The sequence below is a fragment of the Streptomyces sp. GL_148 genome, assembly GCF_057834205.1.
This window is the reverse complement of sequence record NZ_CM174396.1, coordinates 7,699,938-7,718,381: the sequence shown is the minus strand read 5'-3', so window position 1 is coordinate 7,718,381 and position 18,444 is coordinate 7,699,938. Positions and strand designations below refer to the sequence as shown.

General features: G+C 72.4%; 14 protein-coding genes. 11 read left to right on the top strand and 3 right to left on the bottom strand.

Annotated features, from left to right (window positions below):
* Window positions 1–126: 126 nt before the first annotated feature.
* From AC3IYI_RS34875 to AC3IYI_RS34830, 10 genes are all read left to right on the top strand, one after another.
* Window positions 127–1,356 carry a serine hydrolase domain-containing protein gene (locus AC3IYI_RS34875; protein WP_489407427.1) on the top strand — a complete coding sequence of 410 codons (1,230 nt, stop codon included), beginning with the start codon at window positions 127–129 and terminating at the stop codon, window positions 1,354–1,356.
* Between the two features lie 379 nt (window positions 1,357–1,735).
* Entirely contained in the window at window positions 1,736–2,686 is a 951-nt protein-coding gene (locus tag AC3IYI_RS34870; RefSeq protein WP_489407426.1) for a S8 family serine peptidase, read from the top strand.
* A complete protein-coding gene (locus AC3IYI_RS34865; RefSeq protein WP_489407425.1) occupies window positions 2,667–3,299 on the top strand; it encodes a GAF domain-containing protein in 633 nt (210 codons plus the stop codon). The genes AC3IYI_RS34870 and AC3IYI_RS34865 overlap by 20 nt, the downstream gene beginning before the upstream one ends.
* 4 nt (window positions 3,300–3,303) lie before the next feature.
* A complete protein-coding gene (locus tag AC3IYI_RS34860; RefSeq protein ID WP_489407424.1) occupies window positions 3,304–4,404 on the top strand; it encodes a radical SAM/SPASM domain-containing protein in 1,101 nt (366 codons plus the stop codon).
* On the top strand, window positions 4,379–5,413 hold the full coding sequence (locus AC3IYI_RS34855) for a hypothetical protein (RefSeq protein ID WP_489407423.1): 1,035 nt from the start codon (window positions 4,379–4,381) through the stop codon (window positions 5,411–5,413). Before AC3IYI_RS34860 ends, AC3IYI_RS34855 begins: the two co-directional genes overlap by 26 nt.
* 2 nt (window positions 5,414–5,415) lie before the next feature.
* Window positions 5,416–6,114: an iron-containing redox enzyme family protein gene (locus AC3IYI_RS34850; protein WP_489407422.1), complete on the top strand. Its 699-nt coding sequence runs from the start codon at window positions 5,416–5,418 to the stop codon at window positions 6,112–6,114.
* The gene (locus AC3IYI_RS34845; RefSeq protein WP_489407421.1) at window positions 6,111–7,691 is read left to right on the top strand and encodes an MFS transporter; all 1,581 of its coding nucleotides are present in this window, start codon (window positions 6,111–6,113) and stop codon (window positions 7,689–7,691) included. The genes AC3IYI_RS34850 and AC3IYI_RS34845 overlap by 4 nt, the downstream gene beginning before the upstream one ends.
* Window positions 7,692–7,818: 127 nt before the next feature.
* Window positions 7,819–10,932: an AAA family ATPase gene (locus tag AC3IYI_RS34840; RefSeq protein WP_489407420.1), complete on the top strand. Its 3,114-nt coding sequence runs from the start codon at window positions 7,819–7,821 to the stop codon at window positions 10,930–10,932.
* A gap of 64 nt (window positions 10,933–10,996) precedes the next feature.
* A complete protein-coding gene (locus tag AC3IYI_RS34835) occupies window positions 10,997–12,670 on the top strand; it encodes a B12-binding domain-containing radical SAM protein (protein WP_489407419.1) in 1,674 nt (557 codons plus the stop codon).
* Between the two features lie 62 nt (window positions 12,671–12,732).
* Window positions 12,733–13,419, top strand: a complete 687-nt coding sequence (locus tag AC3IYI_RS34830; RefSeq protein ID WP_489407418.1) for a 2OG-Fe(II) oxygenase — start codon at window positions 12,733–12,735, stop codon at window positions 13,417–13,419.
* 62 nt (window positions 13,420–13,481) lie between these two features.
* Here AC3IYI_RS34830 and AC3IYI_RS34825 read toward each other — a convergent pair whose 3' ends face one another.
* Window positions 13,482–13,826, bottom strand: a complete 345-nt coding sequence (locus tag AC3IYI_RS34825) for a helix-turn-helix domain-containing protein (RefSeq protein ID WP_489407417.1) — start codon at window positions 13,824–13,826, stop codon at window positions 13,482–13,484.
* A gap of 416 nt (window positions 13,827–14,242) precedes the next feature.
* Between AC3IYI_RS34825 and AC3IYI_RS34820 the strand changes: the two genes are divergently transcribed.
* Window positions 14,243–16,564, top strand: a complete 2,322-nt coding sequence (locus tag AC3IYI_RS34820; protein ID WP_489407416.1) for a LuxR C-terminal-related transcriptional regulator — start codon at window positions 14,243–14,245, stop codon at window positions 16,562–16,564.
* Here AC3IYI_RS34820 and AC3IYI_RS34815 read toward each other — a convergent pair.
* The gene (locus AC3IYI_RS34815; protein ID WP_489407415.1) at window positions 16,561–17,763 is read right to left on the bottom strand and encodes an MAB_1171c family putative transporter; all 1,203 of its coding nucleotides are present in this window, start codon (window positions 17,761–17,763) and stop codon (window positions 16,561–16,563) included. The genes AC3IYI_RS34820 and AC3IYI_RS34815 overlap by 4 nt on opposite strands.
* Window positions 17,756–18,316, bottom strand: coding sequence for a ParH-like protein (locus AC3IYI_RS34810; protein ID WP_489407414.1), 561 nt, complete (start codon window positions 18,314–18,316; stop codon window positions 17,756–17,758). The genes AC3IYI_RS34815 and AC3IYI_RS34810 overlap by 8 nt, the downstream gene beginning before the upstream one ends.
* Between the last annotated feature and the right edge of the window lie 128 nt (window positions 18,317–18,444).

Sequence of the window (18,444 nt, the reverse complement as noted above, 5' to 3'; positions counted from 1 at the left end):
GGGAATCCTGTGATCCGCGCCGGGGTCGGCCCTTGGCCGCGATGGAAGTTGACCTTGACCTTGGGTCAGGGTGCACGCTCATCGCATGGCCACCTCGACGGGGGCCGGTAGACAAGGAGATTCATCATGAGTGCAAGCAACAGCGGCTTCTCCGAAGCAGGGCTGCGCAGGCTGCGCGAGGTGCTGGCAGGGCACGTCGAGTCCAAGAAGATTCCCGGGTTGGTCGCCCTGGTCAGCCGCGGAGGCCGGACGCACGTCGAAACGATCGGGACGATGCGTCATGAGGGTGGCGAGCCGATGCGCAGGGACACGGTCTTCCGGATGGCGTCCGTATCCAAGCCGGTCACCACGGCGGCGGTGATGGTGCTGCTCGACGAGTGCAGGCTTCGACTGGACGAACCGGTGGACCCGTGGCTGCCCGAACTCGCCGACCGTCAGGTTCTGAAGCGGCCCGACGGCCCGCTCGAGGACACCGTTCCGGCCCGGCGGCCGATCACCGTACGGGACCTGCTGACCTCCACCTTCGGGCTCGGACTGGACTTCGATCTATTGGCCTCCCCGATCAGGGCCGCGACCTTCGAGCGCCTCGACTACAGCGTGGCCTCCGGGCCGGCGCCCGACCCGGACGAGTGGATGCGCCGCCTCGGCGAACTGCCCCTGTCGTACCAGCCCGGTGAACGGTGGCAGTACGACCTCAGCAACGAGGTACTCGGCGTGCTCGTCTCCAGGGTCACGGGGCAGCCGTTGGAGACGTTCCTGCGCGAACGCATCCTCGATCCCCTGGGGATGAAGGACACCGCCTTCCACGTACCCGCCGGCAAGATCGACCGGCTGCCGCCCCTCTACGGACCCGACCCGCAGACCGGAGAGTTCCTCGTGTGGGACGAGGCGGAAGGCGGAAGGAGCAGCCGTCCTCCGGCGTTCCAGGGCGCCGGCGGCGGCCTGGTCTCCACCGTCGACGACTACCACGCCTACTTCCAGATGCTGCTGAACCACGGCATGCACGGCGGCGAACGGATCCTGTCCCGGCCCGCCGTCGAGCTGATGACGACCAACCGCCTCGCGCCCGAACAGCAAGCCGCCCGGGACTCCATGTACAGGAACATCGCCCACCTCACGGTCGGCCAAGGGCAGCAGGGCGGCTGGGGCTTCGGAATGGCGGTGCGCACCCGTCGCGGCGACTACGCGCCCATCGGCCAGTTCGGCTGGGACGGCGGTACCGGCACCACCGCATACGCCGACCCGGACAACCAGCTCACCGGAATCCTGCTCACGCAGGTCGGTATGTCCACCCCGGACTCGGCCCGCCTGATCCACGACTTCTGGACCACGCTCTACCAGGCCATCGACAACTAGATCCAACCCCATGGGGCATTGGCGGACCGCGGCTCCGCCAACCAGGCCCAGGACCGGGGATACGGGCTCGTCGCCGACTTGGACGGCAACCTGATCCCGGGCCTGGTCATCTGCGCAAGCCGACCGACAACGCAGAGAACTGTCAGTTTCCGCGCCGCGAGGGGCAGGGTCGACCGGAAAGCACCCCAGACAACTGGGATGTCCGAGGGCCTGGAACCTCGTACAGAATCGGTCCGCGGGCACCGCTCAGCTGTTCGACAGCGGGACGGTCCGGCGCGTCCGACGGTTCGGTATCGCGCCATACGAGAGAGCCACGAGTGACCGGAAGGCTCCATTGACCACTACAGCGTTTCGTCGGGCAACGATCCGATTCGCCCACATGAATGCCGGGGAACTCGTCGACCGGTCATCCGTCGCGGCCTCCACGGTGGTGGACCGGGAATGGGCCTGGGGTGGGTCCCGCGGTGCGGGAATCCGGATCTGCGTCATCGACAGCGGAGTCACGCCGGACCATCCCGAGATCGGGCCCCTGGAGGGGTCGTACGCGGTGGAACGCATCGAGCAGGACGCCGCGGGCGACGGCCGGCCGAGCTACCGGATCGTCCCGGACGACGAAGGCGACGCCGCCGGTCACGGCACCGCGTGCGCGGCGATCATCCGGCGGATCGCGCCGGACGCGAGCCTGACCAGCGTACGAATCCTGGGGCCGGGACTCGCGGGCGACGGCAACATGCTGCTGGCTGCCCTGCGCTGGGCGGTGGCCGAGCGCTTCCACGTCGTCAACCTCAGCCTCTCCTCGCGCAAAGGCGACTTCAAGGCCTCGCTGCACGACATCGCGGACGAGGCGTACTTCAACCGGGTGGCGATCGTGGCCTCGGCGCACAACAGCCCGGTCCGCAGCTATCCCTGGATCTTTCCCTCGGTGATTTCCGTCGGGTCGCACGAAATTGCCGACGCGGAGCGCATCGAGGTCAGTCCGCAGCCCCCGGTCGAATTCTTCGCGGCCGGTGTCGGAATCGAGGTCCCCTGGACGGGCGGCGGCCGTTCGTTCCTCTCCGGGAACAGTTTCGCGACCCCCCACGTCACCGGATTCGTGGCCCGCATCCTCGGAAAGCATCCACATCTTCCGGTGAGCGAGGTCAAGCACGTCCTCGCCTCCCTCTCGGACAACTTCACCGACGCGTCCGACCCACCCCGCGCCCCCACCCCTGTCACCTCGTCCGCCGTACCCGCCCCATCCGCCGTACCCGCCGCACCCGCCGCACCCGCCGCTCCCGCCCCATCCGCCCCATCCGTCGAAGGAGCCGGCCATGACGAATCCGGTGCATGACGCCCCTCTCAGCGGCCCTCCGCTGTCCCGGCGCGACGAGGTGTTGCGCTCGACCGTACGGCTGGCCCGGCTTGTCTTCGGCGCTCCCGCCTCGTCGGTCTTCCTGCACGACGCGGCGGGCGAGGCACTCGTTCTGGAGGCGATCTCCGACCCCCGGGAGGACAGCCTGGTGGGCTGGACCATCCCCGACTACAGCGGCATAGCCGGGTGGGTCTTCCAGAGCGGGGAGGCGGTGATCGCCGACAACCTCGACAACCACCCGCAGTTCAACCGGGACTTCGCGGCCTCCACCGGCCGGATACCGAAGGCCATCATCGCCGCGCCGCTGGACACCGACGGGTCCGTCTTCGGCGTTCTGGAGGTGCTCGACCCGGTGCTGGGCACGCGCAGCGCGACCTCCGTCCTGGAGTTGGTCTCGGAGCTGGCGCGCCAGTGCGCGGCGGCCCTGGTGCTGGCGGGCCCGCCGCCCGGCCCCGCCGGACGGAACGCGGCGGCCGCCGAACGGCTGACCACCCTGGTGGCCGACCTGGCCAGCACCGACGACCCGAACGCCGCGCGGACGCTCGCCTCGCTCGAGGAGATCGCCAGCGCCCTGTCATCGAGAAGGGGGTGATCCCATGCACCTGCTGGAAATCGGCGCCATCCGCAACAAGCCCGCCGCCGGCCTCTATCTGGCCCTGACCCGCCGCTGCCCGCTGTCGTGCGCCCACTGCTCCACCGACTCCTCCAGTACCAGCGAACAGCATCCCGAGACTCCGTTCCGTCGGCTCGTGGAGTCCTTCGACCACGAGACCCGGCCGGACCTGCTGCTGATGTCCGGCGGTGAGGCGCTGCTGCGGGCCGCGCTCGTCGCCGACCTCGCGCGCACCGCCCGGTCCGTGGGCTCCCGTTCGTACGTGCTGTCGGGCATGTGGTTCGCCCGGGAGAACCGGCAGCTGCCTGCGCCGGTGTCCGCGGCGATCCGCGAGGTGGACCACTTCGCGGCCAGCCTCGACGAGTTCCACGAACGCGAGGTGGGCCGGGCCGACGTCTTCCGGGCGATGCACCGCATACGCGAACTGGTGCCGCAGGTGAGCTTCCAGCTCACCGGGCGGGGGGACGACGATCCCTACCTCCAGGGCCTGGTCGACGATGTGCGCCGCGAGTTCGACGACCAAGTACCCATTCTGGTGGGCACTTTGAGTCCGATCGGCCGTGGCCGCCAGCTCGGCGGGCTGACTCCCACGCCCTCCTCCGGCGTCCCGGTCGCGCCCGTCGACCCGTGCGACCGGATCACCTGGCCGCTGGTCACCTACGACGGCACTGTCTACGCCTGCTGCAATCAGGACCTGGTGGAGCGTCGCATGCCGGAGCACCTGATCCTCGGCCACGCGTCCCACCAGTCGTGGCCCGAGCTGCGCGAGAAGTTCCTGCGCCGGGAGCTGTACCGGGCGCTGCGCGTGCTCGGACCCAGTTTCGTGGCCGCCCGCTTCTCGGACGGACCGTGCGACAAGGGCATGTGCGGCAACTGCGTCGCGCTGTCCGGCGACGCCGAGGCCGAGCGGCAGGTGACGGAGTACCTGCGCAGCGACTCCGGGCGGCAGGTGGAGGCCGCCGCCCGCCGCATGGTCGAGCAGGTGGACGGGACCGCCTTCTCGGACCGCCGCTCCGGCCGCTACGGCGGCCTGGTGTCCCTGGGATGGGAGGCGGACCGTGAACAGCCGTCCTACACGGGCTGACACCGAGGCGGTACGCAGCCGCCCCACGCTGGCGGACACCGAGGCGATGCGCCACCGTCGCGGTGAGTCGGTCCTGCTGTACATCACCGACCAGTGCCCGGTCGGCTGTGCACACTGCTCGGTGGACGCCCGCGCGGACGGCGGCAGGGTCGCCGACTGGGAGGTGTTCCACGACGTCGTCGCCGGCATCGTCGCGCTGCCCGGCCTACGGTCGGTGGCGGTCTCCGGCGGCGAGCCCTTCGCCGAGCAGCGGGCGCTGCCGCACGCGATCGGGGCGTTCGCCGACGCCGGGCTGGAAACCATCGTCTTCACCAGCGGGTACTGGGCGCGCGAGAACGGCTCCGCGCCCGGCTGGGTACAACGGCTGCTGCCGCGGATCTCCACGCTCTTCCTGAGCACGGACGGCTTCCACCAGGGCGGTGTGTCGAACCACCGGTTCGTCGGCGCGCTGCGCGCGGCCCACCGGGCGGGCTGCCGCATCGTCGTCCAGGAACTGGACACGGGCGACGGCGCGCGGGTGGCCGAGGGGCTGCTGTTGGAGGCGCTCGGCCCGCGGTGGGCCGACGACGCGGAGACCAACGTGATCACCCCCCTGCGGTACGGGCGGGGCGCGGGGGTCTTCGCCCTCCAGAGTCGGCACGAGGTGGGGGCGTTCGCGGCGTGCACCCTGCTCGGCTCGCCCACGGTTCGCTACGACGGGGTGGTGATCCCCTGCTGCAACGAGGGGCTGATCACCGGTCACGGCCCGTCGGCGCTGCGTGCCCCGACCCGGCGGCCCGAGGGCGTGGCGCAGGCGCTGACCGGGTTCCGCGACGATCCGCTGCTGAGGGTCGTGGGGCGCCTCGGCCCGGGGGCGGCGGCCGACCTGCCCGGCTTCGAGGCCCTGCGCGAGGAACGCTTCGAGAACGTCTGCGGCGGTTGCTGGAAGGCGTACGACATCGCTGGCCGCCCGGGGCGGGCCGCCGACTCCGTGACAGCACTGGGCGCGGCCCTGAGGGAAGGCGGTTGACGGTGGAGGAGCAGACGAGGTCGCAGGCGCTGCGCCGCAAGATCGGGCTGCTGATGCCGGCGGTGGACGCCGCGTCCCGGCAGATGTGGACCCATCCGCACGGCGACCAGGTGTACCTGGAGTGGCTCAAGACGCTGCACGGGACGATCCGGGCCACGGTGCCGCTGATGCTGGCAGCCGTCGAGCAGTGCACTGTCCGTCAGGACGACCCGGTGGCCGATCTGGTGGGCCGCTACCTGGCCAAGCACATCCGTGAGGAGTACGGGCACGACCAGTGGGTGGCCGACGACTACGTGGTCGCCGGGGGTGATCCCGAGACGCTGCGCACGACGCTGCCGGGGGCGGCCATCGCCTCGCTGGTCGGCTCGCAGTACTACTGGCTGCGCCATGTGCATCCGGTGGCGCTCGTGGGGCACATCGCGGTGCTGGAGGGCAACCCGCCCAGTCCCGGGCTGGCGGGTGACCTGGCGGTCAGGACCGGGCTGCCGGAGGCGGCGTTCCGCACCATCGCCCGGCACGCCCAGCTGGACGTGCAGCACCGCGACGACGTGCACCGGCTGATCGACCGGCTGCCGCTCGACCCGGCGCAGGAGGAACTGCTCGGTGTGAGCGCGCTGCACTCCATGAGGGGGTTGATCGAGGTGATGGAGGACGTCCTCGGCCGGGTCCACCGGCGCTCCCCGGTGGCCCTCGCCGGATGAGCCGCGTGCGGGTTCCGGGCCCGCTGGCGGGCCGCGACTTCCGGTTGCTGTACACCAGCACGGTGGTCTCCGGTCTGGGCGACTGGCTGGACCAGGTGGCACTGCTGGTGCTGGTCACCACGGTCTGGCACGGCGGCGCGGGCGATCTGGCGCTGGTGGTGGCCGCGAGCATGCTGCCGCTGCTGGCGACCCCGTTCCTGGCGGTGCTGGTGGACCGTCGGCCGTCGCGCCGGGTGCTGATCCTCACCGACCTCGTGCAGGCAGGGCTCACTCTGGGCCTGGTGGTCGCCCCCGGGGTGTACTGGGCGGCCGCTCTGGTGCTGGTCCGTTCGGCGCTGGGCTCGGTCGGCGGGCTCGCGGGCCAGATCCAGCTGCGGGTCTCGGTGCCGCCCGACGGTGTCCAGGCCGCCACCGTGCTGCTCCAGACGGCGATGCAATCGGTCAAGATCCTCGGGCCCGCGCTCGGTGGTCTGCTGGTCGCCTTCATGTCGCCCCGGGCGGTGTTCGCGGCCAACGCGTGCACGTTCATCGTCGGGGTGATCGCCGCCCGCGCCCTGCGCACCACGTCGTCACCTTCCCGGAGTACGGATCTGCACTATTTCAAAGAACTGGGGGAAGGCTTCCATCACGTATTCGGATCACGCCTTCTGCGTTCCCTCCTGTTCGTCATGTGCAGCCTGATGTTCGTCGTCTTCCTTTACGATTCCATGGCCGCCCTGATCGTGCCGGCGCTGGGAATGGGCACGTCCTACATCGGCTACATGGTGTCCGCCGTCGGATTGGGCGGGGTCGCCGGTTCGCTGCTCATGGGCCGTTTCGCGGCGCGTCTTCGGCCTTTCCTCACCATGGCGGGGTCGGTCCTGGTGATCGGCTGCATCATCGTCGTCATCGGATTCACCATTGTCCATGAAATACGTATTGACTCCACCATATGGCTGTGTGTTATTTTCCTTCTGGGAATCGCAAGCGCAGGAATTCTCGTCACTTTTCCCAGCGTCGTGCATTCCGAGACGCCGGTCGAACTGACCGGCCGGGTATGGGCGCTCATGAATTCCGTGCCGGCCGTACTGAACGTACTGGCCCCCGTGCTGGCCGCGGCCCTGGTCGTGTGGATCGGGCTCGGAAGCCTGCTGCTGCTGGCGGGCGCCGCCCTCCTTCTCACCGCTGTCGTGGTAGCCGTCCGGCTCGGCCGCGTACCACCCACCGCTCCGCCGCCCGTCGCTCCGCCGCCCACCGCTGCGCCATCCGGCGCGGACGACGGTGCCGGCCGGGCCGAGGAGCCGACGCCCCGCCCGGCCCCCCTGAACTCCGGTGCACCGCACCGGGAAACCAGAGCCCCGTCCGTGAAACGCGCGGGCTCGTCAACCGAGGAGATCACCATGGCAGACAAGATCGACAAGCTGGCCGAAGCCGGATTCTCCATGACCGACGCCAACGACGCCCAGCAGGCGGTGCTCAAGTCCCTCACCGAGGACGAGATCGACGTCCTGCTGAGCGTCAAGTCCCGGGTCGAGGCCGCGGGTTCGGACGTCGAGGGCCACTCGGTCTCCGACCCCAGCGGCGGCTACCTCTGGTAGTGCCGGCCCTCGTCAGGGGATCGACCCCGGACCGGTGACGTCTGGGCCGTAGCACAGACCGGGTGGTTCACGACGAGGCAAGCGTCGTGAACCACCCGGTGGTCGCTCAGTGAACGGGGAGGACAGCATGACCAAGCCCACCGGTCCCATCGTATCCACCGCGAGCCGGTGCGCCGGCTGTGGTGTGGACAACCCGTCGGCGGCCCGCTTCTGCATGGCCTGCGGGATGGAGATCGGTCTACCCGCCACTCCCGCCAGCGGCCTGCGCTTCGTCTCCGTCATCTTCTGCGACGTGGTCGGCTCCACCGGACTGGCCACCTCGCTGGAACCCGACCGGTGGGCGGCCGTCCTGGACGGCTACTTCTCCCTGGTCGGCTCGCTGGTGGAGCAGTACGGCGGCAAGGTGGAGAAGTTCATCGGCGACGCGGTCGTCGCCGTGTTCGGCGTCGAGGGGCACGGCGAGTCGGCCGCCGCGGCCGCCGTCTCCGCCGCCACCGCCATCGGGCACCGCACCGGCGAGTACGCGCGCGGCCTGGGCGAGCTGCTGCTGGGCGACTTCCCGGTGCGGTCCGCGGTCGCTTCCGGCCATGTCGCGGTCAGCGGCCGGACGTCGAGCTTCGTCATCGGCTCGGTGCTCAACCGGGCCGCCCGGCTCCAGCAGTACGCCCCCGACGACGGGGTGATCGTGGACCTGGCCACCCGGCTCCAATTACAGGACCACTTCCCGCTGCGGGCGATCGAGCCGGTCGCGGCCAAGGGCTTCGCCCGGTCCGTCCCGGCCTGGATCGTCGGTCCGGCCGACACCCAGGCCCCCGGCACGGGCACCGTCGGAAGGACCGGCCTGGTCGGCGAGCTGGCCGCCCGTATCGAGGCGGCCGCCACTGCCACCGGCCCGACCCTGATCCTCGTCGGGGGCCCCTCCGGGGTGGGCAAGTCCCGGCTGGTCGCCGAGGCGCTCGACCACTGCACCGGCCTGGCCACAGCCGTCCTGCGCTGCCCGCCCGCCGGGACCGGACTCGGTCTGCTGGCCTGCTGCCTGTTCCTGGAGGAGATCGAGAACGCCGCACGGCAGGGCCACGACAGAGTGGACGTGACGGTGCAGCTGACCGGCGCCTCCACGCGCGCCGAGCAGGCCCTGGCCCAGGACCGCGGCGAGCTGGGCCGTGCGCTCACCGCGGCATTGGACCGCCTGCGGGGCGCGCGGCCCCTGCTCCTGGTGATCGAACACAGCGAGTGGACCCCCGGGGCACTGGCCGACCTGCTCGACGAGCTGACCGCCGCACCGGGGCGGCCGGTCGTGGTGCTGCTGGTCGGGGTCTCGGCCCCCGAGGCGCTGGCCGGCCGGGAGGACCACCGGCTCACCGTGCCGCCACTCGGACGGCCCGACGCGCGGCGCCTCGCCCGCCGACTGCTCACCGCGCAGCACGACCCGACCGCCGCCGACCGCTCCCGGTCCCCCGGCGCCGGGGCCCCTGGACACGACCCGGCCCCTGCCGCCCTCCTCTCCCCCGCCGTCGCCGCCGAGGAGATCGCCTCACGGGCCGGCGGCATCCCCCGGTACATCGAACAGATGGTCGTCCTGAGCCGCTTCGCCCAGCCCGGCGACGACTGGGCGCCACCCAGCGCGCACGCCGCGCTCGGTGCCCGGCTGGACCACCTGGACACCGACTCGCGGGAACTCCTGGTGCTGCTCGCCGCCGCCGGCCGGGACCTGTCCCTGGAAGACCTGGGCGCCCTGATGGACCCCGACAGGGTCGCCGCGGCCGCGGCCTGCCTCCTCGCAGCCGGGCTGGTGGAGTCCGCCGACGCCCACAAGGGCCGCCTGGCCCCGGCCTTTCCGGTCGTGGCCGAGGTGGCACTGCGGCGGCTGACGCTCTCCGAGACCGCCGACGTGCACGCCAGGCTCGCGCGCTCCCTGGAACCGGTGGCCGAACGGCGCCCCGCCGTCGCCGAGTTGCTGGCCCGGCACTGGGAGGCGGCGCATACCGCGCTGCGCGGGGTGGAGCCCGGCTCCGACCGGACGGCCCGGGCGGCCGAGTCCGCCGTGACCGCATTCGGCGTCGCCGCCCGCTTCGCCCTCTCCCGCGGGCGGCCCGAACTGGTGCTGACGCTCACCGGACGCGCCCGCGCACTGGCGGAGGCGGACCGCGCGCAGGGCCACGACCTGGACGTCCTGGAGGCGTATGCCCTCGGCACCCAGGGAATGCCGCAGGCCGCCCTCGAACGCGTCGAGCGCGTGCTGTCGGACCCGGGCCGGGCCGCCCCGGCCGCCCGGATCCACGCCCGCCTCAACTCGCTGTACTCCCGCACCTATCTGACCGGCGACGCGCCCGCCGTACCGGACGATCCGCACTACCTCGCCGCGGTCGCCTCACCGGAGCCCGAGGCCCGGGTCGGGGCACACCTGTACGCCGGGCTCCAGTCCCTGCGGGCGGGCGACCACCCCGCCGCCGAGCGGGCGCTGCGCTCCGCGCTGCGGTCGGCCGACGGCGCCGGGACCTGCCTGGGCCTGACCGAGGTCTACGCCAACCTGGCGATGGCCCTGGTCAACGGCGACACCCCGGTCCCCGCCGCACGCGCCGACTGCGAGCGGCTGCATCAGGAGGTCGCCGGTTCCCGGCTGCTGAGCTCGGCCACCGGCGTCGCGCTGGCGCTGGTGCGCCACATGTCCGGCGACCGGGCGGCGGCCGACTCCGCGATGGACGAGGCCGAGGAGGTGCTGCGCGATCTGGGCCAGGGCACCGGGGCCGCGACCATCGCGGGCTGGCGTGCCGTCCTGGCGGCCCGGTCCGGCGACTGGGGTGCCGCGGCCGAATGGTGGACCGCCCAGGGCGATCGCTGCGCCGCCCTCGGCATGGCCCGCCAGGCGTCGCTGTCCCGCCTCCAGGCCGAGCTGGCCCGGGAGGCGTCCGGTGAAGGACGCTCCGGCGGCGCGCGGGGCGGCTCCGCGCTCGACGAGGTGGCCGTTCCACCCCCCGAGGCCTGGGCGGAGTACACCGTCGCCCTGCAGGCCCGCGCCGTACGGGCGTTGCGGGCCGACGACCCGGAACCGGCCGCGACGCACCTGGACGCCGTGGTCCGCCATCTGGGCACGGTGCGCGGCAGCGGCGCGGTGATCACACCGCTGCTCTTCAGCGCCGTCCTCGCCGGCCGTACCGGCCTCCCGGTGGCCGGGCGGGCGTTGACCGCGCTCCAGCGGGCCATCGAAGCCAAACAGGACCTGGGCGTGCTCGCCCCCTAGCGGTACGCACCGCCCCACCGCACGACCCGTCCCCCGCGAGGGAACCCCGAGAAAGCAGCCGCCCGTGCGCGTCCTCCTGCTCTACGCCAACCCCCACCAGGTCCTGCCGGTCGGCCCGTACGGACTGGAGATCCTGCGGGCCGCGGTCACCGAAAGCGGACTGCCGGTCGAGGTGTCCGTGTGCAACCCGTTCCTCGAATCGCTCGACCACACCGGCCTGTTGACCGAGGTGCTCGACCGGACCCGGCCCGACCTCGTCGCACTGTCGATCCGCAACATCGACAACGCCGTGGTCGCCTGCGACACGGCGGCCGGCGCGGACGGGCGGTGGATCGACGTGGTGGACTACCTGGCGCCCATCGCCGAGCTGACCGCGACGCTGCGCGCCTGGGACCCCGGACTGCCGGTGGTGGCGGGCGGCGCGGCGTTCACCTCCTGCCCGGTGGAGGTGATGGACCGGCTCGGACTGGACTTCGGACTCGCCGGTCCCGGTGAGGCCGCGTTCACCGCCCTGCTGGCGCGCGTGGTCGCCGACGGCGGCACACGGGGCGTGCGGAAGGTGGTCGCCGAGACGCTGTCCACGCTCCCCGGCGGCCTGGTGCGCGCCGCCGACGGAGCCCTGGGGCCCGGCCTGCGGCCGCAGCCCGACGTGGTGTCCCGGCCCACCACCGCGCTGCCGCGGATCGCACCGGAGTACGTGCTGTTCGCCAAGGCCCGGGGCATCCCCACCGCGCTGCGCAGCCACGCGGGCTGCCCGCTGCGCTGCTCGTACTGCGTCGATCCGCTGAACGTCGGCAGGGTGGACGCGCGCCCCGCCCGGGCTGTCGCCGCCGAGGCGGATCACTACGTCGAGCGGTACGGGCTGACCCACTTCCATCTGGCCGCCCCCGAGGTCAACCTCCCCTACGAAGGGGCGCTGATCGAGGTGTGCGAGGCACTGGCCGGAAGCCGCCACGGTGAAGTGATCAGCTGGCACGGCTACTTCAACGTCAGGCCGTTCTCCGAGCGGCTGATGGACGCCTTGATCCGGTCCCGCTGCGTGCGTCCGAGTTTCTCGGTGGACGCCTTCGACGACCGGATGCTGCGCGGGCACCACAAGAACTACCGGATGTCCGACGTCGAGGACACCTTCGGTCTGTTGCTGCGGCGTCGGCCGGAGTGGATGGACGTCCAGATCGGGGTGCTGTTCGGCCAGCCCGGCGAGACGGCCGCCACCCTGGAGAACGCGATCCACCACATCCGCCGACTGGCCGACCGGGGCGTGTCGGTGGGCTACTCCTGCGGGCTCCGGGTCTACCCGCACACCCCGCTGGCCCGCACCCCTCTCGACGCCGGGCACCTGTACCGGGCGGACGGGCCGCTCTCCCCGACCGGCGGCGCCGGACCCCGCACCGTCTCCGCGGCCGACCTGCTGACACCGCTGGTGTACTGCGAGCCGATGCCGCCCCGGGAGCTGGCGGCCCACCTTTCCGACCGGCTGTCCGACTGCCCCGGAGTGACCTTCATCGACGAGGGGCCGGTGAAGGAGGCCCGGCAGCCGGACTGGCTGCGCCCCCTCAACGTGGCCACCGTGCACCTCGCGCACGGGCGTTCGGGGCCCGCGGCCGAGATGCTGCGGCTGGTGCTGGGCTCGGGCGACACGCGGGCGGCGGGCATGACGCAGCGGCTGCTCCAGGAGGCGGCCGCACGGCCACCCGTCCCGGTGGGCACCGGGGGCCTCCAGACCGCCATCGCCTGACCGCACCCGCCCCGCCCTGCCCTGCCCTGCCGTACTTCCTTCCCCATCTACAGAGGACACCCATGGAACTGACCTGGAGCACGGATGACTTCGCCGTCTTCGACGACTTCCTCGCCCCAGAGGCCGCAGCCGCGCTGTGGGAGCAACTGCGCACCGAGGACTACCACTTCGTACACGGACGCCGGGACGGGGCGTGGAACAAGGTCTACGGGCTGTTGGACGGCAGTCCCCTCAGCGGGCCCGGCACGCTGAACGACCCGGAAGGCCACTTCACGGGACTCTTCGCCGACCACGCTCCGCACCCGTCCGGCGGGGCGACCGACGCCGTGGTGAAGCAACTGGCCGAGGAGACGACCCACATCGAGCCGTGGACCGGGCGGTTCGGAACGGACTGGCACGCCTTCACCTGCCGCCCCTTCCTCTACCCGCAGGGCTCCGGACTGGCCTGGCACGACGACTCCGGCGACCGGGCCGCCTCGTTCGTGCTCTACGTGCACCCCGAGTGGCAGGCGTCCTGGGGCGCCGAACTGCTCGTCTCCAGCGGAACACCCGGGGCGCGGTCCGCCGATCAGAGCGCCCACCTCACCTCGCGGGTCGGACACTACGTCGCCCCGCACCCCAACCGACTGGTCGTCCTGCGGTCGGGCGTACCGCACATGATCAAGAAGGTGGAGCCGCACGCCGGGGACCGGGTCCGGGGCTCCGTGGCGGGCTTCTTCCTGCGCCGCCCCGCCGACCGGACGCAGTGACCGGGGCCGCCCCGGCACCCGCCCGCCGCCTGGACGGCCTTTCCGCACAGTGCGGTTGGCCCTCAGGCCCGGCCGTCGCCGGGTTCCGCCGCAGGCGGGGCCTCCCCCGCGCCCCGGGCACGCCGGCGGGCCGCCTCACGGACGGCGATCACGTCGATGAGGTCGCTGACGGTGCCGAGCGCCTCGGAGGAGAGCCCCACCGCACGCAGTGCCACACTGCGCACCCCGGCGTCCCGCAGGGCGCCGAGGAGTTCGATCTCCGCGGCGATCTTCGCACCGTGCTCGTCGTCGAAGAAGTAGGAGACCGGGACCTCGAAGTGGTCGGCCAGGGCCTCCAGATGGCGCTTGGTCGGGTTGTTCCTACGCCCGGTGCGCAACTGCCACAGGTACGTGGTCGAGAAGGACACCCCCGTAGCCTCCCGGCACGCGGTCGCGACCTCCTCATTGCTGAACGGCAGGCCGTCGGGCCTGCGGGCGAGCCGGAAAAGTCCGTCGATCCTCCGACTCAGTGACGACGGCGTGGGTTCCGCTTCGGCCACTGCCTGCTCCCTTCGGCCGCCGCCCTCCAGTACGCCTACCCGCACAGGCGACTCCAAATCCGTTGATTTTCACTGTAGTTGACACCCTCGGAGTCGGCAGCCATGCTGAAACGGTATACGGATATGAAAACTGCGAAATGGTTGTTCATCTCAGATGAAACGCCTGGCTGTCCCCGCCCGCCTGGGTCCACCTCCCGGAGCCGTCCTTGACGATCCCCGCGCCCTCGTCTGCGAAGAACGCCCGCCCGTCCGCGGCATGTCCACCCACCGCGTTCCCCGCCGACATGGTCGGACGCGACGCCGAGATCGCCGCGCTGTCGGCGCTGCTGACTGATCCGTCGACCCCCGGAGTGCTGCTGACCGGTGTCCCGGGCGCGGGCAAGACGCGGCTCGCGGTCGAGGCGGCGGCCGCGTACCGCGCGTCGACCGGCGCCACCACCGTGCGCGTGGAGACCGCGACCGAGCCATCCGCAGACAGCACGGACAGCGCGCTCGACCTTCTCGCCGACCTCACCGCCGGCCGGGACGCGGGAGGGGCCCGGCCGCTCCTGCTCGTCGACGACCTCGACCGCTCGGACCACCACCGGCTGCTGCGGGCCTGCGCAGTCGCGTCCGTCGTGGTCCTCGGCACGGCCCGCCAGCCCCCCGCGGCCCACGGCCTCGTCCCCTTCCCGGTGGACCCGCTGCCCGTGCCGCTCGACTGCTCGGCGCTGGATCTCGGCGCACTGGCGCGCGTTCCCTCCGTGCAGGTGTACCTCGCCTGCCTGCGCACGATCAACCCCGCGTTCTCCCTCCAACTGCACAATCAGCAGGTCATCGCCCGGACCTGCGTCGAGGTGGGCGGGAACCCCGGCGCGCTCTGCCGCACCGCGCGGGTCGCCGCGCTGGAGAGCCCCGAGGTGGCGTGGGCCTCGCTCGGCGACCGGACCGTCCCGTACCCGGTCCACGCCGAGGACCGCGACCCCTCCGCGGCGCCGGACGGCGATCCGCGTGTCGTCCCTCCCCGGGCCGCCGACGGGACGCCGATCCGGCTGCTGGCCCACTGCCAGGTGTTCAGCGGCGGCTTCGGCCCCGAGGCGCTGCGCCACATCACGGCCGTCGCGCCGGAGGAGTTCTCCTCGGCGCTGGAGACCCTGCTGCGCGGCCATCTGCTCACCGCCTCCACCCTGCCGTCCGGCCGCCTGGACGGCACGGCCCGGTTCCGGCTGCGGCTGCCCCCGGACGGACCCGCGCGCCGGCTCCCGCCGCCCGAGGACACCGCGGCCCGGCTGGCGCACGCCCGCTACTACGCGGCCCTGGCCCGCGCCGCCGCCGACCGGATCGTCTCGGGGCACCAGCGCTCGGGCCTGATCGCCTTCTGGAGCGAGGAACGCAACCTCCGTACGGCACTGGAGACGCTGCTCCGCCACGAGCGGACCGGCGAGGCGCTCGACCTCGTCGACCGCGTCCGCGTCTACTGGCGGGCAACGGGCGGCTGGAGCACCTGGGCCGAAGGGCGCCCCCGCCCCGACCCGTCGTGGACCGCGACCGGCCACCGCGACCGGATCCGCGTCGACTTACTGCTCGGCGAGGCGGGCATCCTGGCGGGCCAGCCCGAGGCTGCCACGGACCTGCTGGACCGGATCACGGCGGATGCCGCACAAGCCGCAGGGCTGTCCGCGCGGGTGACGCGACTGCGGGCCCTGTGCGTCCTGGCCGCCGACCCCCACCGCGGCGCCGCCCTGCTCCTCGAGGCGGCAGAGCGACACCGGTCCGACGGCGACCGCCACGAGGCCCGCTACGTGTCGCTGGAGGCCGCACTCGCGGGATTCCGTCTCGGCGACACGGCGGCCGCGGCGGCCACCGCCTTGGAGGTGCTGGCCGCGGCCCAGCAGGGGCGCGACACGCTCGCCGCCGGCACCGCCCTGCTCCACCTGGCCGTCTTCGCGGCCGCGGAGGGACGCGCGCAGGCCACGGCGCACTACTGCGAGCGGGCTCTGTCGGCCCTGCGCGCCCTGGGGCCGCCGGCCGTCCTGGGCGCCATCGCCACCACGCTGGGCAGTCCCGCCCTGCCCGACGTCGTCGAACGCGCCGTCGGCACCGCCCGCGGCTTAGGCGCCTTCCACACCTGGCGCGGCGCGTTCCCGGAGGAGGCGGGGACGCCCGACTTCGCCATGGCCCGGCTGGAGGACCCGGTGCGGGAGCTGCTGGGCGAGGCCGCCTTCTCCCGCGCCCTGGTCGAAGGTTCCAAAGTGTCGCTCCCGGACCTTCTGGCCTCCCTCGTCCCGGCCCCCACCCCTCCCGCCGCCGCGCCCGCGGGCACCTTACCCCCGGACACCCGAACCCGGATCGAGCCACTGACGCCGCGTCAGACCGAGGTCTCGCGCCTGGTGGCGGCCGGTCTGAGCAACCGGCAGATCGCCCACCGGCTGGCGATCTCGGAGTGGACCGTGGTCAACCACATCCGGGACACGATGAAAAAGCTGGGCTGTTCCTCCCGAGTGGAGATAGCGAGCTGGATGCACCACTCCGGCCTGCGCCCGTCACCGGAGCCGCCCCTGTTCCTGCGCACGGCCCTTCCCCCGTCCACCCCCGCCCTGTCCGGACCGACGCTCATCCCGTCCTAGGAGCGCCCTACCCGGTGGCGCATGTGCTCCACCAGCCCGGCCACGGTGAAGGCCTCGGCCACCTGGACCAGCCACGCCACCTCCTCCTCCACCGAACAATCGACCGGGTAGGCGAGCGCGAAGTCCTGGTCCCCGCAGGCGCCGGGGCCGATCCTGGCGGACTCCAGTGCGGCGGCGATGACCGCGGCCTCGGCCATCGCCGCGCGTCCCGCGGGGGGCACGGGGAACCGGGCCAGCGCCGCGTCCGCCAGCGCGCGGGCGTCGGGGGGAACGTAAGAACGGAGTTCCAGGTAGCCGTCCCGGATTTCGATCACCCGGCGATAGAGGGCGAACTCGGACCGGCGCAGGGAGAACAGACGCACCGACGGCCAACCCAGGTCCAGGGCCGTCCCGGGGGAGACGGCCCGTAACGCCGACCACAGCGGCTCCAGGGCACGGTAGGTCCGGTAGGCCCGTAGCCACCGCCCGACCGCGGTGGTGACGCGGACCCAGCCCCCGGCGGTCCCGCCCAGGACGCCCAGCACCAGACAGCACAGACCGAGCATCCGGCCCACCGGGTCCAGCCCGGCGCTCTGCCGGTTGTCCACGGCCATGGAGACGATCGACGACACACCCCACAGGGCCCAGACGAGGCCCACCGTGACACTGGCCGTGATCAGCCGCAGGCCCGTGCGCAGCGCGCCCGGACCCAGCCCCCGGGCGAACCGGTGCACCGGGACCAGGAACAGGGCCAGGCACCACAGGCTGTAGCCGGTGAAGACCGTGTCGCTGGAGGCGAGGAGCACCGCTCCGGTCCCCTCCACGAGAAGCGAGCCGCGGCGGGTACGTACGCCGGAGGAGAGGAACAGCACCGCGCACAGCACGACGGCCGAGAGGGTGACGCCGATGTGCAGCCGTCCGGTCAGCAGTCGGGGCCGGGGCAGGCCGATTTCGATGACGGTCAGCGGGAGGAAAGCGAGGCCGGCCATCTCCAACTCGCGGCCCAGGAGGTGGGTCAGCTGCGGGAGCCACGGCCACAGCCGCTCCAGGTACATCGTCGGAGCGGCCAGCAGGACCATCGCCGCGGCCATGCAGAATCCGAAGCGGCACAGGTAGCGCACCGCGAAGGGCGAGTCGCTTCCGCCCCGCAGCAGACGCAGTTCGTAGCAGCCCAGCCACAGCGCGGCGACGGCCGGGAGGTACGCGAGCAGGTCAGACACGTGGCCGCTCGGGGCGGCTCGAGGGGGCCCCGACGAGGGTCCCGGCCCGTCCGTGGTCCCGCCCCGGCACGGGACCTTCCCTCAGCACGCGGTGCAGGATGAGAGAGGCGAGCAGTTCTGCCTCCTGCTCGGCGGGCTCGGCGTACACGGTGCGGCCCAGGACCCGGCGCACCAGGTCGGGGGAGAGTCCGGGCAGCAGCGCGCGTACGCCCGGTGTCTCGGAGGTGGGCAACCGATCGTGCCCGCAGAGCAGGTGGGCCGCCTCGTGTACCAGGATGTGCTGCCGGTGCAGTGCGCTGGTCCCCGGGGTGCACAGTATGTAGTCGGCGTGGTCGGTCGTCACCAGCAGACCGCACGGGATCGCCGCGTCCACGGCGACCGGCAGGACCTCGATCGGGCGGCCACGCCGTTCGGCCAGGAGGGCCAGGAAGACCTCGGCGTCGAAGGGGTCCGGCAGTTCCAGCCCCTCCGAAAGGGCGCGAACCCTCCGCCACAGGCGTCTTTGTGACCGGCCGGTGAGCATCAGGGACCCCTCCCACCAGAACGTCGCCACCGCTCCGCGTCTGCTGTCGTCGAGCGACCCGACGTCCCTCCCCCGGGCCGCTCAGACGTTCGCTCTGAAGGATCTGCCCGAAGCATATTTTTTGATTATATGCGCGTCCAGTCGTACGTCGACAGAGC